The sequence below is a fragment of the Segnochrobactrum spirostomi genome (assembly GCF_009600605.1).
In the GTDB taxonomy this organism is placed as follows: Bacteria; Pseudomonadota; Alphaproteobacteria; order Rhizobiales; family Segnochrobactraceae; genus Segnochrobactrum; species Segnochrobactrum spirostomi.
The window spans coordinates 508,822-522,214 of record NZ_VWNA01000003.1 but is presented as its reverse complement, the minus strand read 5'-3'; the positions used below and the strand labels follow the sequence as shown (position 1 = coordinate 522,214).

The 13,393-nt window shown below is 63.4% G+C and carries 13 protein-coding genes; 2 read left to right on the top strand and 11 right to left on the bottom strand.

Annotated elements, in window-relative coordinates; genetic code table 11:
- Positions 1-184: 184 nt before the first annotated feature.
- From F0357_RS22540 to F0357_RS22495, 10 genes are all read right to left on the bottom strand, one after another.
- Positions 185-1,672 (bottom strand): ATP-binding cassette domain-containing protein, encoded by a 1,488-nt coding sequence (locus tag F0357_RS22540; protein ID WP_153490499.1) that lies wholly within the window; start codon positions 1,670-1,672, stop codon positions 185-187.
- Positions 1,665-2,600: a branched-chain amino acid ABC transporter permease gene (locus F0357_RS22535; protein ID WP_208948544.1), complete on the bottom strand. Its 936-nt coding sequence runs from the start codon at positions 2,598-2,600 to the stop codon at positions 1,665-1,667. Before F0357_RS22535 ends, F0357_RS22540 begins: the two co-directional genes overlap by 8 nt.
- Positions 2,601-2,656: 56 nt before the next feature.
- Positions 2,657-3,529, bottom strand: a complete 873-nt coding sequence (locus tag F0357_RS22530; RefSeq protein ID WP_153490487.1) for a branched-chain amino acid ABC transporter permease — start codon at positions 3,527-3,529, stop codon at positions 2,657-2,659.
- A gap of 175 nt (positions 3,530-3,704) precedes the next feature.
- Positions 3,705-4,823 carry an amino acid ABC transporter substrate-binding protein gene (locus F0357_RS22525; RefSeq protein ID WP_246161857.1) on the bottom strand — a complete coding sequence of 373 codons (1,119 nt, stop codon included), beginning with the start codon at positions 4,821-4,823 and terminating at the stop codon, positions 3,705-3,707.
- 187 nt (positions 4,824-5,010) lie between these two features.
- Positions 5,011-5,673: a DAPG hydrolase family protein gene (locus tag F0357_RS22520; RefSeq protein WP_153490479.1), complete on the bottom strand. Its 663-nt coding sequence runs from the start codon at positions 5,671-5,673 to the stop codon at positions 5,011-5,013.
- Positions 5,674-5,690: 17 nt separating this feature from the next.
- Positions 5,691-6,524 carry a beta-keto acid cleavage family enzyme gene (locus tag F0357_RS22515; RefSeq protein WP_153490475.1) on the bottom strand — a complete coding sequence of 278 codons (834 nt, stop codon included), beginning with the start codon at positions 6,522-6,524 and terminating at the stop codon, positions 5,691-5,693.
- Positions 6,525-6,544: 20 nt separating this feature from the next.
- Positions 6,545-7,489: a 3-hydroxyacyl-CoA dehydrogenase family protein gene (locus tag F0357_RS22510; RefSeq protein WP_153490471.1), complete on the bottom strand. Its 945-nt coding sequence runs from the start codon at positions 7,487-7,489 to the stop codon at positions 6,545-6,547.
- A 17-nt stretch (positions 7,490-7,506) separates the two neighbouring features.
- The gene (locus F0357_RS22505) at positions 7,507-8,307 is read right to left on the bottom strand and encodes an SDR family NAD(P)-dependent oxidoreductase (RefSeq protein WP_153490467.1); all 801 of its coding nucleotides are present in this window, start codon (positions 8,305-8,307) and stop codon (positions 7,507-7,509) included.
- Positions 8,304-8,666, bottom strand: coding sequence for a cupin domain-containing protein (locus F0357_RS22500; RefSeq protein ID WP_153490463.1), 363 nt, complete (start codon positions 8,664-8,666; stop codon positions 8,304-8,306). The genes F0357_RS22505 and F0357_RS22500 overlap by 4 nt, the downstream gene beginning before the upstream one ends.
- On the bottom strand, positions 8,666-9,514 hold the full coding sequence (locus F0357_RS22495) for a cyclase family protein (protein WP_312861790.1): 849 nt from the start codon (positions 9,512-9,514) through the stop codon (positions 8,666-8,668). Before F0357_RS22495 ends, F0357_RS22500 begins: the two co-directional genes overlap by 1 nt.
- A 251-nt stretch (positions 9,515-9,765) precedes the next feature.
- Here F0357_RS22495 and F0357_RS22490 point away from each other — a divergent pair, with 251 nt between their 5' ends.
- Positions 9,766-10,533, top strand: coding sequence for an IclR family transcriptional regulator (locus F0357_RS22490; protein ID WP_153490460.1), 768 nt, complete (start codon positions 9,766-9,768; stop codon positions 10,531-10,533).
- Positions 10,534-10,685: 152 nt separating this feature from the next.
- Here the strand turns inward: F0357_RS22490 and F0357_RS22485 are convergent, their stop codons facing one another.
- Positions 10,686-11,873 (bottom strand): aromatic ring-hydroxylating oxygenase subunit alpha, encoded by a 1,188-nt coding sequence (locus F0357_RS22485; protein WP_153490456.1) that lies wholly within the window; start codon positions 11,871-11,873, stop codon positions 10,686-10,688.
- A gap of 175 nt (positions 11,874-12,048) precedes the next feature.
- Between F0357_RS22485 and F0357_RS25040 the strand changes: the two genes are divergently transcribed.
- On the top strand, positions 12,049-13,392 hold the full coding sequence (locus F0357_RS25040) for a sensor histidine kinase (RefSeq protein ID WP_153490453.1): 1,344 nt from the start codon (positions 12,049-12,051) through the stop codon (positions 13,390-13,392).
- Position 13,393: the final 1 nt, after the last annotated feature.

Genomic DNA, 13,393 nt, shown 5'->3' with positions numbered 1-13,393 from the left:
AGAATGGAATCTGCCCCGCCTACGTAACCGAGACGCGTAGTTTGTATTTATGGAACAAATCCGGGCGCCAAGCCCGTCCGCATGCATCGTCGGAAGCCGCGCTAGTGCGGCGACGCTAGCGGCACTCTCGACGCGCTTCGTCATGCACTGCCCGGGACCGTCGCCGGAGAGCAGAACCGCCTCCTCATGTCGTGCCGAAATAGAGGTGCTTGAGCCGGGCATCAGTGCGGACCGATTCCGCGGTGCCCGACAGCGTGATGCGCCCTTTGTCGAGGACATGGGCCGTGTGCGCCAACGCCAAGGCCCGGTCGACGTCCTGCTCGACGATCAGCATGGTCAGTCCATCCGCCTTGAGACGCGCCAAGGCTTCGTAGACGTGATCCATCATGATCGGAGCGAGCCCCAGACTGATCTCGTCGAAGATCACAAGCGCGGGCGCCGACATCAGGGCTCGCCCAATGGCAAGCATCTGCTGTTGCCCGCCGGACATCGACGTGCCCGAGGATTGCCGACGGTCCTTGAGGACTCCAAAGAGTGCGTAAACCCGCTCCAGGCGCTGCTGCTGTTCGCGAGCCGGGACGCCGCGCGCCGCCAGGATCAGATTTTCCTCAACCGACAGGCTCGGGAAGATCCGACGGCCTTCCATGCAGTGGGCAATGCCGGCCGCGGTGATCTCATGGGGCGGGCGTCCCACCATATTCCGCCCACCAACGATGACGTGCCCGGCCGTCGGTTTGACGCCTCCGCTGACCACATGGGCGAGCGTCGTCTTGCCGGCGCCGTTGGCACCGAGGATGGCCACGACCTCACCCTTGCGCACGGTGAGATTGAGATCGTGGAGCACCTTGGCCTGACCGTAGCCGGCATGGACGCCCTTGAGTTCAAGGAGCGGAGGCTCGGACTTCTCCGGAGCGGGAGCTCCGGACGGCGCAACCCTCTCGCCCCCGCCGTGTCCTGTGCCGAGATAAACGGAGGCGACGTCGTCCGAGGCGAGCACCTGCTCCGTCGGCCCCTCGGCGAACTTCCTGCCGAAATTGATCACGACGCAATGCGAACAACATTCCCGGACGACGCGGATGACGTGTTCAATGATGATGATCGTGCGCTCACCATCGGCGAGGGAGCGGATGAGATCGATCAGTTCGGATATTTCCTGATCGACCAGCCCTGCCCCGACCTCATCCAGCAGCAACAATTTCGGCTGGAGGGCGAGGGCACGGGCTACCTCCAGCCGCTTTCGGCGCAGGAGCGGCAGGTTGCGAGCGGTGACGTGCGCCACAGCGGCGAGGCCAGTCTTATTTAGGATGTCGCGCCGTTCTTCCGAGGCGTTGCGGCCCGACTGGAAGGGATTGATGGCAAATTGCGCGACCTCGAGATTCTCGGTGACCGTCATGTCCAGGAACGGGCGCGGAATCTGATAGGTCCGCCCTACCCCGAGCTTCGCTCGTGCCGGGGCCGGCAGATCGGTGATGTCTTGTCCAGCCATCAGGATGCGGCCGGTCGACGGCTTCAGGACTCCTCCCAACAGCCCGATCAGGGTGCTCTTGCCGGCCCCGTTGGGGCCGATAATGCCTGTGATCTGTCCCGTCGGGATGGAGAGGTCGAGGTTGTCGGTGGCGACGACGCCGCCGAAGCGCTTGCTCAGCCCTTCGATTCGAAGAAAATCACCCACGAGACAATCCCCCTTCGGTGGGGTGGGCACGTCGGGAGCTGGACAGGCGCTCCATCAGGCCGAGAACCACGCCGCAGATTCCGCCCGGTGCGAAACGGATGAGCAGGATCATGATGACGCCGGTGGCCGCCACGTGGAGCTCGGGATAATCGGCCAGCAGCTCCGACAGGGTGACCGCGAAGACCGCCCCGACGAGGGCCCCAAAGCGCCTTCCCGTGCCGCCGATGATCACCATGGTCAGCGCATCGACGCTCCAGGACATGCCGAAGCTGCCATAGGGTTCGATGGCGCCGAGGCGAATGCCCTGCAACGCGCCAGCGCTGGCGATGAGCGCGCTGGCCACGGCGAAGACGGTGAGCTTGACCCTGAAGGGCACGACTCCCATCTGCCCGGCCGCGTCCTCGTCATCGCGGACCGCCTTCAGCAAAATGGCAAATCGGCTGCCGGTGCCCACCGCCATGATCAGGGTGACGATGACATAGAGCAGAAGCGCATAAGTGAAGAGGGCATGGGAGTCCGGCGGATCCTGATCGAGAACGAGGCCGGTGGCGCCATTGAACCACGGCGCATTGATCATGAAGAGCCGCAGCGACTCACCGATTGCCAGCGTCCCGACGGTGAAATAGAGACCCCGAAGGCGGAAGATGGCGCCCGAAACCAGAACGGCAAGCGTCGCACCGCCGATTGCGGCGATCACCACCGACGCGCCGATGCCGAGCCCCGTGCGATTGAGCACGCCATAGGCGATGTACGACCCCAGACCGAAGAACGCCGCAGAGCCCAGCGATACGAGGCCCGTATAGCCGGCGAGCAGGTTCCAGCTTTCTGCAAGAACGGCGGCGATCAGCAGATGGAAACCGAGTTCGACCCAATAGTCACCTAAAGAGCCTTGCACCACGAAGAGGACGGCCTCCAGCGCGAGCAGCACCGTGAGACTCCAAAATGTTGATTGGCCGCGGGTGAGGTGGTGGCCAGAACGCGACATCATCCCCGCTCCCTGAGAAAGCCCCTCGGACGCAGGGCAAGGACGACCAAGAACATCAGAAAGCCTGCGAGGTCGCGATATCCGTCGCCGAAGACCAGGCCGCCCAGGCTCTGGATCAGCCCGATGGCGATGCCTCCGACGAGAGTCCCGGCCACGCTGCCGAGGCCGCCCAGGACGATGATGGCGAAATCCGTCAGCAGATAGGTTGCGCCGGTCGTGGGGGTGAAGGAGAAGGCGATCCCCATCAATGTGCCGCCGATGCCAGCCGCCGCCGCACCGAGAGCGAAAGTGAGGGCGTGCACCCGGGCCACGTTGACGCCGATGATTGCAGCAGCCCGCGGATCGTCGGTGCTTGCCCGCAGGTCCCGTCCGAAACTCGTATGGGCGATCATGAAGTGCACTGCCAAGATCACGACGACTGCGATGGCAAAGCCAATGATGTAGACCTGCGGAACGCTGATCGCGCCAAGTTCCAGCGGCACGCTGGCATAGGGGCGGTCAATCGACCTCGTGTCGGCAGACAAGAAGGCGACGAATAGATTTTGAGCGATGATCGAAAGGCCGAAGGTGGTCATCATCGGCGCTTCGGGCCCGCGCTGCGCGATCGGTCGCAGAAGCGCGATGTACACCACGTAACCGCCCGCCCCGACCCCAAGGCCAATCAGCGGCAACAGCAGCAGCGGGTCGATGCCCGTCCACATCAAGAGAAACAGGCCCGCATACGCCCCGACCACGAGCAGTTCGCCGTGCGCCAGGTTCACGAGACGCATCACGCCGAGCACGATGGAAAGGCCGAGTGCGGTCAGCGCCAGCATGCCGCCGAGCAGGACACCGGAGAGCAAGGTGCTGATGACGATGAATGGATCAGACAAGGCCACTCCCCTTCGGTGGTCCCAATTGTGAGGCCGAAGCCGCCTCCGGCGCCGCCGGCGGCGGATGGCGAGCGCGCAAGCCGGCGCACCATCCGTTCTGCGATCGGCGGTCGAATTCCGGCGGGCGGCTTGGCGTCATCGCCCAAAATGCAGCCTGACAGCGCGTCAGATGCGATCAAGGGAGCGGAAAGAGAATTGTTCCTGTCGCGTGGTCCTTGGGCCACACCACGACGGTCTTGCCCGACTGCCACTGCAACTCGACCAAGGGCAGCTTCGCCGTGTGAGCCGCATCGAACTTCACCGGTCCGACCACGTAGATCTTGTCGGTCTTGGCGATGGCCTCGTTGATCTTCGGGCGATCGAGCGAGCTCGCCGCCGCGATGGCGTCCAGCAGAACCTGCGCTGCGGTGTAGCTGTCGGCGATGTGCTGACTGGAGGTCAGCTTGGTTTCGGCTTCGAAGCGGGCGGCCAGATCCTTCGCGCCCGGATAGGGAAAGGACGGGTCCCAATAGCCGCCGACCAGGACACCGTCGGAGAGCGCTCCGAGCGCTTGCGCGAACTGGAGGGGCTCCGCCCCCTTCTCGATGACCAGAACCTTGGGCTTGTAGCCGGCCGAACCCATTTGCTTGCGGATCGACACCGCCTGCGGCGTGATGGCGTCGACGACGACGATATCCGCTCCCTTCGCCTTGGCCTCGGCGACGATGGAGGTGAACTGCGTGTTGTCCACGGGGAATGAGGCCTGCTGCACGATTTCGAAGCCCGCGTCCGCCGCGGCCTTCGGCCAGATCACGCCACCGACGACCTGTCCATCAGGCCCGTTGTCGTGCAAAATCGCGATCTTCTTGTTTGTATTCAGGTTGTAGCTGAGGATGGTTTGAATCGTCGCTTGGGCCGTGTCGGGCTCTGCGAAGAAGAGATCCCAGACATATTTCCATTTCTTGACGCTGGTGAAGGCGCCGAGCGGATCGCATCCTGTCACCATCGGCACCTTGGCGCGCTCGGCGACCAGAGCCCCCGCGTTCACGAGAGCCGGCGTGCAGGAGCCTAGAACGGCCACGGAATGATCGCGGGAAATGAGGCTCTCGGTGTTGGACGCCGCCGTATTAGGGTCGCTCTTGTCGTCGCGCACGACAAGCTTCACCATCCTCTTCTTGCCATCGATCGCGATGCCGCCGGCCTTGTTTACCTCGTCGACCGCGGTTTGGTAGCCCCATTGCTGGAATTTGCCGAATCCGGCCAGCGGGCCAGAGAGTGGCAAGGACGCGCCGATGACAATCTGGTCGTCGGCCATAGCCGGCCCGTACAGGGATGCCACAAGCAGGGCCCCTGCCAAGATTGCCGTTGATCCAAATCTGAAGATGCTTTGGGTCTTCATGAGCGTTCCCCTCGGTTCGTTATTTTTGAAGTCCGGCGACCATGCGGCCGCTCGTCAGCTTTTTGGCAGCCGGCTGACACGCGAGCCGGCGAGGCTTGCGGGATCAGAAGGTCGCGTCTCCCGTCACTTGGCGATAGAGAATGGGCAGGAGATCGGCGAGATAACCCATCTCCTCGGTGGCGTGCTGGTGTAGGCGACGGGCGAACTCCGTGTTCAGATGGGCCCGTCGGAGCCCGACCTCGACGTCTTCGGGCAAGAGCTCGCCGCTTTGGCGATCGGCTATAAGGCCGAGCCAGAAGCGCGAGCGCATCTCACAGCCGAAATCGGTATCGCGGACGAAGTGAACCATGCGGCCGAGGTGGACCGGCTTGTCCTGTTCACCGATGCGGGCGCAGACGGCGACCGCCCCGGAGGCATCGTATCGCTCCGCGTCGAAGGTATCGGCCGGATGATGAAAATCGATCCGCAGATCGAACAGCGGACCGTCGTCGCCCGCGAGATATTCCTGCACGATGTGACTGGCACCGATATATTGGCCGTCTTCGCGATTTTCCCATCCGGAATAGACGTGATCCCGCGGATGCCAGAGCTTGTATTGGTCGGTACCGCCGAGCCAACCGAACCACCAGTGCACCATCTTTGCACGACAGCGGGGCATACGGGTTAGAGCTGCTACGAGCAACTTGCCGCCGGAGAGCTCCTTCACACCGGATTCGAACGGTAGATATCCGGGATTCAGAAGATCGTTTGCTTCGCTAAATTCCATGGCGCCCTCGTCATGTTTTAGTGTTCATAAGTGCGCAGTCCAAGGATCTGCCGCGCCTCCGCGGCGGTTGCCGGCTCGTTGTTGGCTTCGTTCACCAACCGCACCGCTCGTGCGACGAATTCAGCGTTGTTTCGGGCAAGCCGGCCTCTGGCGTAGTAGACGTTATCCTCGAGGCCGACGCGGATGTTTCCGCCGAGCGCGAGCGTCGCCAACAGGATCGGCATATGCCCTGCACCGATCCCGAACGCCGACCAAATTGATCCTTGCGGCAGCAGGCTCTTCAAGAAGACCAGATTTTCAACCGTTGCGGCGATACCACCAGCGGCGCCCAGCACAAACTGAAAATATCCGGGAGATTTCAGGATCCCCTTCTGCATGTAGTGCAGCGCCGTGTAGAGCATTCCAGGATCGAAGATCTCTATTTCGGGCCGGACTGAGATCTCCTGCATCAACAGGCCGAGTTGCTCGAGAAAGGCTGGATGATTGACGAACAGCGTCGAATGCATCCAGTTCATCGTACCGGCATCGTAGGATGCCAGTTCCGGAAGCAGAACCCGCAAATGCGCCATGCGCGCCTCGTCGCTGGCGCTCAAGTCGCCCGACGTGGTCAAGTTGAGGACGACGTCGCAGCCCTTCTCGCGGATACGGTGCACGGTTTCGGCGAAGCGATCCTTGCACATGGAGCCCTTACCGGCCTCGTCGCGCATGTGAAGATGCGCGATCGCGGCGCCGGCCTGCCAACATTCGTAGACATCCTCTGCGATTTCGCGCGGCGTCAGCGGCACCGCCGGATTGTGCTCCTTCGTTGGAAACGCCCCGGTCGTCGCCACGGTGATGATCGTTTTAGCCATGAGCGGATCCGCCTCTTGGGTCAGCGATAGGCTTTCGAGGCCCGGAGCTGCCGGATTAATCGTTTCTGAAAGGCGCGGTGCCTGCGCTCTACAGTCGCTGGGTCGTATGAGTAGAAGCCTTCCCCGGTTTTTACGCCGAGCTTGCCGTCGGCGACTTTGCGGCGGAGAAGATCGTTGGCACGGCGCGAGGCATCCATGACCGGCAGCAGGTTGTCCCCCACGGTGAGCCAGATATCGAGCCCTCCGAAATCCGCGACCTCGAGCTGTCCCGTCGTCGCATAGCGGAAGGCCGGGCCGAACTTCAGCGCGCGGTCGACGTCCTCCGGGGCAGCAATCCCTTGCTCGATGAGGGAGAAGACCTCACGGGCGACACCTTGCTGGATACGGTTGGCGACCAATCCTGGCACGTCCTTGAGCACCTTCACCGTCTCCTTGCCGATGGCGGTATGGAGCTCTGCGACGGCATCGTAGGTCTCGCCCGGCATGTTCCCGAAGAACGACAGTTCGACGATCGGCATGATCAGGGCGGGATTGTACCAATGGCTCAGCATCATGCGGGCGCGGCGAGCTTGGCTCACCTTGTCCATCAGATGTTCCAGCGGCAGGCTGGAGGTATTCGATGCCAGGACGGCTTCCGCGGGCGCCAGCGCGTCGAGTTCCGCAAACAGAGCCTGCTTAAGCTCCAACCTTTCGGGAATGGCTTCGACAATGAACTGGCGATCCGCGGCAGCTTCTGCCAAGCCTTCCGAGATCCGGATGCGTCCAAGGGCGGCGGCGGCCTCGTCAGCGGTAACCACATCCTCCTCGACGAGAGGTTTAAGGGTCTCCGCTGTCCTCCTCAGAAGGCTGCCGCGCTGAGCTGCCTCCGGCTCGTGGACCACGACATCCTTGCCGCCGAGGGCGAAGGCCGCCGCGATGCCCTGCCCCATCAGTCCGCCGCCGATAATGCCGATACGCTCGATCATCGGAGACCCCTTCGGGACTATCCGGCGGTGTAGCCGCCATCAGCGTGGAGAATGTGCCCAGTGTAGAAATCCGACGCGCGTGAGCAGAGGAACAAGAGCGGCCCGGCGAGATCTTCGGGTTCGCCCAGGCGCCCCTTGGGAACGCGGGCCAGGAAACCCTTGCGGACCTCCGCGGCACGGTCGGTGTCTTCGAACATCCAGGCGGTTAGCGGCGAGCGAAAGACTGTGGGCGCTATGGCGTTAACGGTGATCCCACTGCCGCCCCATTCGCAACCGAGCGCCCGCGTGATGCCGTCGATGGCCGCCTTGGAGGCGCAATACGCCGAATAGCCGGCCGGATGCCCGAGCTTGCCCCGCGCCGACGACATCAGCACGATTTTTCCGCCGCGCCCTTGGCTCAACATGCGCCGACCGACCTCGCGAGCCATGAGCCAGCTCTGTGTGACGTTGGCGTCCATCACGTCGAGAAAGCGCGAGGGCTCCATGTCGACGATCTTGGCGACGTCGTTCTTACCGGAGGCGACGACGAGGATGTCGACACCACCGAAAGCCGCCACGGCATGCTCGACGATTTCGGTGCACGCCTGCTCGCTGTCGGGGCGTGCCTGTAGGCTGACGACATCGTCGGAAAGCCGCCGGCAGGCGGCGACGGTGTCCGCCAGAGCCCTCTCGCTCCCGGCAACCGCGACGACCTTCGCGCCGGCTCCCGCCAGCACCTCGGCGGCAAGCGCCCCGAAGGCACCCGACGCGCCGGTCACGATCGCCGTTTTGCCGCGCACGTCGAACAGCGAAAGCGGATTGCTGAAGATGGCGCTCATGGCTGTCCCTCGACGACGTGCCCCGGCGGATAGGGGATCACGACCAGCAGGGTGCAAGTATGGTTCGACCGGTTCTCCAGGGTCCTCACCTCGCCTGGGGCGATAGTGCAACTGTCGTATCGGCCTAGGACGGCCTCGTAACCGCCAGTGCTGACGGTCATCGTGCCTTCGAGAACCACGTAGACCTTCTCGAAGGGGGTGGAATCCGGCCCGGCTCCCCCGCCGGGCAGGAATTGCGAAAGGCCGACCCACTGATTTTTCGGTCCGCCAGGTTCGAAGCCCTGAAGGCGAAGCCCAACCGTCTGTCGATGATTGGGCGCGTCATAGGGCTTTGCCTCGGCAAAGCGCTTGACGAACATCAGAAGGCCTCGCCCCTCTCGATCCGGTAGTTCTGCGAGGGGTCGACGATCGCCACTAAGCGGATGATGCAGCCGTCGCCACGGTCCCAGTTCCACGGGAAGAAGGCGAACGTCACCCGCTTGCCGGTGACGGCATCGAGATCGCCGCCCACATTTTCAATGCCGAGAATCCCGGCCTTGAACAACTTGCGGTGGACGGGCTCCCATTCCGGGAAATCATCCTTCCAATCGCGGCCGCCGGACCATTCGAAATATTCCTTCTGCAGGTCGACGTGCCTGATGATCGGACCGATGCCATGCGGGCCGATCGCCGTCGCCAGCGGATGGTCGTTGGCCTGCGTATCGTGACCAACGACCTTGACCTTCTTCTCGATGAACCAATCGGCTGCCGAAGGGACAAAGCCAGGCGCGCGCAGGAAATAGTCTTCGCTGTCATCGTAGATGTGATGATAGCCAGTATTGACGATCACCACGTCGCCGGGACGCACCGTTCGACCTGCCGCGGCTTCGAGATCGTCATAAGTTATCGGTTCCCATTTCTTCTTCGGTATCGAGACGACCAGGCCCGAGCCGAAGAAGTGCGGCAAGGGCACCTCGTCGATGAAGGGAGTCCCCTGCACCACATGCGCCGGAGCGTCGATGTGGGTCGTATTGTGCATACTTGTGGTGATCCTCTGCGAGAGGACACCCGACTTTGCCATATAATGGATACGTTCAATCTTGACGTCTTCAAAGTACGGCCAATTCGGCGACTGGTATCCGAAGCGATGCGAGAGATTATAGAATTTGAGACCCATCGGGTTATCGAGATTCGATTGAAACTCGATGCCACGCACCTTGATTGTCACGATATGTTTCTCCCTACCGCTCCGGTGAAGCGGAGCGCCATTTTGCATTATTGATTTTTGGGGCGGGCCGGTTTTTCGTGCCGCTCTACCGCAATGTAATACAGCCGGCCCGCGATGCGGTCAACATGTATTGCATGACGGATTTTAATGTCCCATATTGCGATACAAGCGGAAGGCCTCGTTGGAGCGTTAACCGCTTTGGGTTAGACGTGCGCGACGGGCATTTTCGGGCGCACCGAGGGATCACGAATATGGGTGGCATCGACTCCAGCGCAGAACGCACCGGAGGAATTCAAGTCATCGCTCGTGCTGCCGCCGTTTTGCGCGCTCTGCGGGACCAAAGAGAAGGGCTCAGCCTCAGCCAGATCTCGGAGCGCGTGGAGTTGCCGCGCTCGACCGTTCAGCGAATTGTCTCGGCGTTGCAGAAGGAGCGCCTCTTGATATCGGCGGGGCCGGACGGGGGTATTCGCTTAGGCCCCGAACTGCAGTCCTTGGCCGAAGCAGCCCGCATCGATCTCGTCGAACTGCTACGGCCCTTCCTCCAGAATCTGGCGGCGGAGACTGGCGAAACACTCGACCTCGCCGTTCTGCGCGGGAAACGCCTGATCTTCATCGATCAGATCCCAGGCACCCAGAGGCTGCGCGCTGTTTCCTCCGTCGGCGAGGTCTTTCCGCTCACCACCACGGCAAATGGCAAAGCCTGTCTCGCGCTGATGAGCGACGAGGATGTGGCAACAATCGCTCTCGAAGAGTGGGCGCACGACGGGCGCACCGGCGACCTGGACGCTTTTCTGGCGGAGATCCATAAAGTTCGCCAAACGGGCCTCGCGTTCGACCTCGGTGAGCATACCGAAGGTATAAGCGCGATCGGCATAGCCTTCCGCGACGCGCGTGGCGGCATCTACGCGGTGTCGATCCCGACGCCGACAGCCCGCTTCGCCACCCGCCGCCGCGATCTTTCCGAGGCTATCATGCGCCTTTCTGGCCAGATCGCCCGGCTGCTCTCGACGGTTTTATAGCGCCCGCACCTGGGAACGAGCGCCGGGGGCGCACGAAGCCGCACCCACTCGTGTTGTCATGCCGGCGACGCGAAAATATTCTCGGTAATGCCGGGCAACCCTCAAGGACTGACTACTATCGACCTCACGGTCCACCTCACCCGCGGCGACCCTCAGCGACCTTCGTCATGGTTGTCACTCGCTCCTGGCCCGCCCTCGAGAGCCCTGGCGTAGGCTTCTTCGAACCAGCCGATCCGCCGTTCAAAGCGGCCTAGCATCTGATCGCCGTCGATCTGATGGGCCGTCGATTGGAGTCCCGCGCAGATGGCGTTGTCCTCGCGCATGATCCGGCGGGCGACGATGGCGACGATCGACGGCATGATGCGGTCGATGACGGGCCGAAGCGTGCGGCTTACGCCGCGCTGCGGGGTTTCGAAAGTGGTCGGATAGAGCCGGCTTTCCACCAGAGTGCGGTCCCTGGCGACGGCCCGGTAGCGGATGGCACTCGCATACCAATGGGTCGAGCCGAAGACGTCGGGGGCTCGGTAGAGCGAAATGAGGAAGTTCGGGAAGATGTTGACGATCAGATAGGTCGCCGGCTGGAAGCGCCCCTGAGCGCACGCGGCCGAGACGTCGCGCAGGCAGACATCGTCCGCACTGTCGAAGAAGGCGCTGTGACGACCGAAGCGAACATAACGCACCGTTTCGGGCTTCAGATAGCCTTTCTTGCCGAACGTGCTCGGATGTACGGCGACGAGATGATAGTCGTCGAGGCTGATGTGGTGCAGAAATTTCCAGTGCGCGGCGACGTCCTGGACGATGCGGATCGGCTTCGCCCGCGGCATGCTGAGCGCGGCAACAAGCGCATAGGCGTCGCCGAGGAAGTCCTCCAGGGTCTCACCGCGCTCGGGTGCGGGCCGACGTGCGAAGATCAGGTCGCCACAGGTCGCCACCTCGAGCCCGTTGAGGCTCTTGCAGAGGTCGGCCGGCTTCGCGCCGAACATGTCGTTGCTCTTTGGAACTCCGATTGCGCGTCCGTCGGCATCGTAGCGCCAATGATGAAAGCCGCAGACGATCGGTCCGTTGCCCCGAGGCGAGGTCCTGAGCGGATAGAACCGGTGGGCGCAGCGGTTCTCGAACGCGACGATGCGCTCCTTCTCGCGCTGGATGAAAATCGAAGCGGACCCGAGCGTTGTGGTGAACCAATCGCCATGGTTCGGAATATCGGAGCGATACCCGACGAAGGTCCAGAATCGGGCGAGGCTCGCCTGTTCGAGGGTGAACGCGTCGTCCGAGACCGCCGCTGCGACCCAGGTCGGGCTTCCTGCGTGGCTGGTTTCCGGCACGGCGGACGGTCCCATAAAGATCCGAGACGTCCTGTTTGACACGCTCGCCGGCCTTTTTCACCCGTTGTCGCCGGAGCGGCGTCGAATGAGGCGATAGCCGCCCCTCATTGCCGAGCCGGCGCGAGCGATCTAGGGTCAGCGGACTCCGAGGCCGAGGTGTGCTGTTCGGATCGAGCATTGGGCGCGGAGCATGCGCAACCACGCGGACGCCGATCTCCGTCAGGCCGGGGCTTTGTCGCAGGCGGCGGAGCGGGCCGACGAGGCCTGGATCGCCGTCATCCAGAAGATGGACGAGACCTATGCCGAGCTGGTCGCCCAGCAGGTCGCGCTCGAACGCAAGAATGCCGAGCTCGAGGAGGCGCAGACCTTCATCGCGGGCCTGATGGCCTCGATGACGGACATCCTGATCGCCTGCGATCTCACGGGCCGGATCGAGCAGGTCAACCGCGCCGCCGAGCGCGCCTTCGGGCGGGCGACCGGCGAACTCGCCGCCGCGCGCCTCGAAGATCTGCTGGCCCCGGAGTCGCCGACCCATTTCGCCGATCTCTGCGTGACAATCGAACGCCGCTCGCGGATCGGCGACCGCGAGCTCGTGTTCCGCAGCGCGGAGGGCCCCTTCCCCGTCTCCGCGAACGGCGCGGTGCGCTTCGATTCCCGTGGCCGCGCCGTCGGCCTCGTTCTCGTCTGCCGGCCGATCGGCGAGCTCCGCCAGGCCTATCGCGACCTCGAAGCGGCCCACGAGCGGCTGAAGCAGGCGCAGCAGCAACTCGTCCAGTCCGAGAAAATGGCCTCGCTCGGCCGGCTCGTCGCCGGCGTCGCCCACGAGCTCAACAACCCGATCTCCTTTGTCTACGGCAATGCGCACGCCCTGCGCCGTTATGCGAAGCGCCTGACCGCCTATGTCGAGGCGGTATCGGAGGGGCGCGACGAGGCGGCGCTCGCGCGGCTCCGGCAGGAGCTCAAGATCGACCGCACCCTCGCCGACATCGACGGCACGCTCGACGGCATGCTCGAGGGCGCGGAGCGGGTCCGCGACATCGTCGCCGATCTGCGCTCGTTCTCGGCCGACCGCCGCGACGCCCACGAGGTCTTCGATCTCGCACCCCTGGTGCGGTCCGCCATCGATTGGGTGGCGAAGGCCCAGGCGCCGGACATCGAGGTCGTGGTCGACGTGCCCGCAGGGCTCGTGGCGACGGGCCATCCCGGCAATATCCATCAGGTGCTGATGAACTTGGTGCAGAATGCCGTAGACGCCATGGAGGGCCGGCCGCTGCGCCGGCTCGAAATCACCGGCACCCGCGACGGCGATGTGATCCTCACCGTCCGCGATACCGGCCCCGGCATCGATCCGGAGATTGCGACGCGCATCTTCGACCCGTTCTTCACGACGAAGCCCGTCGGCAAGGGCACCGGCCTCGGCCTTTCGATCAGCTATCGCATCGTCGAGGAGCACGGCGGCACGCTCGAAGCCGCCCGTCACCCGGAAGGCGGCACGGCGATGATCCTCCGGCTGCCCGCCGTTCGGGAGGACTGAA

Bases quoted from the DNA above. Each gene is read 5' to 3' on its own strand.
- F0357_RS22510 (WP_153490471.1), bottom strand. From the start codon at position 7,489: ATGATCGAGCGTATCGGCATTATCGGCGGCGGACTGATGGGGCAGGGC.
- F0357_RS22490 (WP_153490460.1), top strand. From the start codon at position 9,766: ATGGGTGGCATCGACTCCAGCGCAGAACGCACCGGAGGAATTCAAGTC.
- F0357_RS22525 (WP_246161857.1), bottom strand. From the start codon at position 4,823: ATGGCCGACGACCAGATTGTCATCGGCGCGTCCTTGCCACTCTCTGGC.
- F0357_RS22500 (WP_153490463.1), bottom strand. From the start codon at position 8,666: ATGTTCGTCAAGCGCTTTGCCGAGGCAAAGCCCTATGACGCGCCCAAT.
- F0357_RS22505 (WP_153490467.1), bottom strand. From the start codon at position 8,307: ATGAGCGCCATCTTCAGCAATCCGCTTTCGCTGTTCGACGTGCGCGGC.
- F0357_RS25040 (WP_153490453.1), top strand. From the start codon at position 12,049: ATGCGCAACCACGCGGACGCCGATCTCCGTCAGGCCGGGGCTTTGTCG.
- F0357_RS22485 (WP_153490456.1), bottom strand. From the start codon at position 11,873: ATGGGACCGTCCGCCGTGCCGGAAACCAGCCACGCAGGAAGCCCGACC.
- F0357_RS22520 (WP_153490479.1), bottom strand. From the start codon at position 5,673: ATGGAATTTAGCGAAGCAAACGATCTTCTGAATCCCGGATATCTACCG.
- F0357_RS22515 (WP_153490475.1), bottom strand. From the start codon at position 6,524: ATGGCTAAAACGATCATCACCGTGGCGACGACCGGGGCGTTTCCAACG.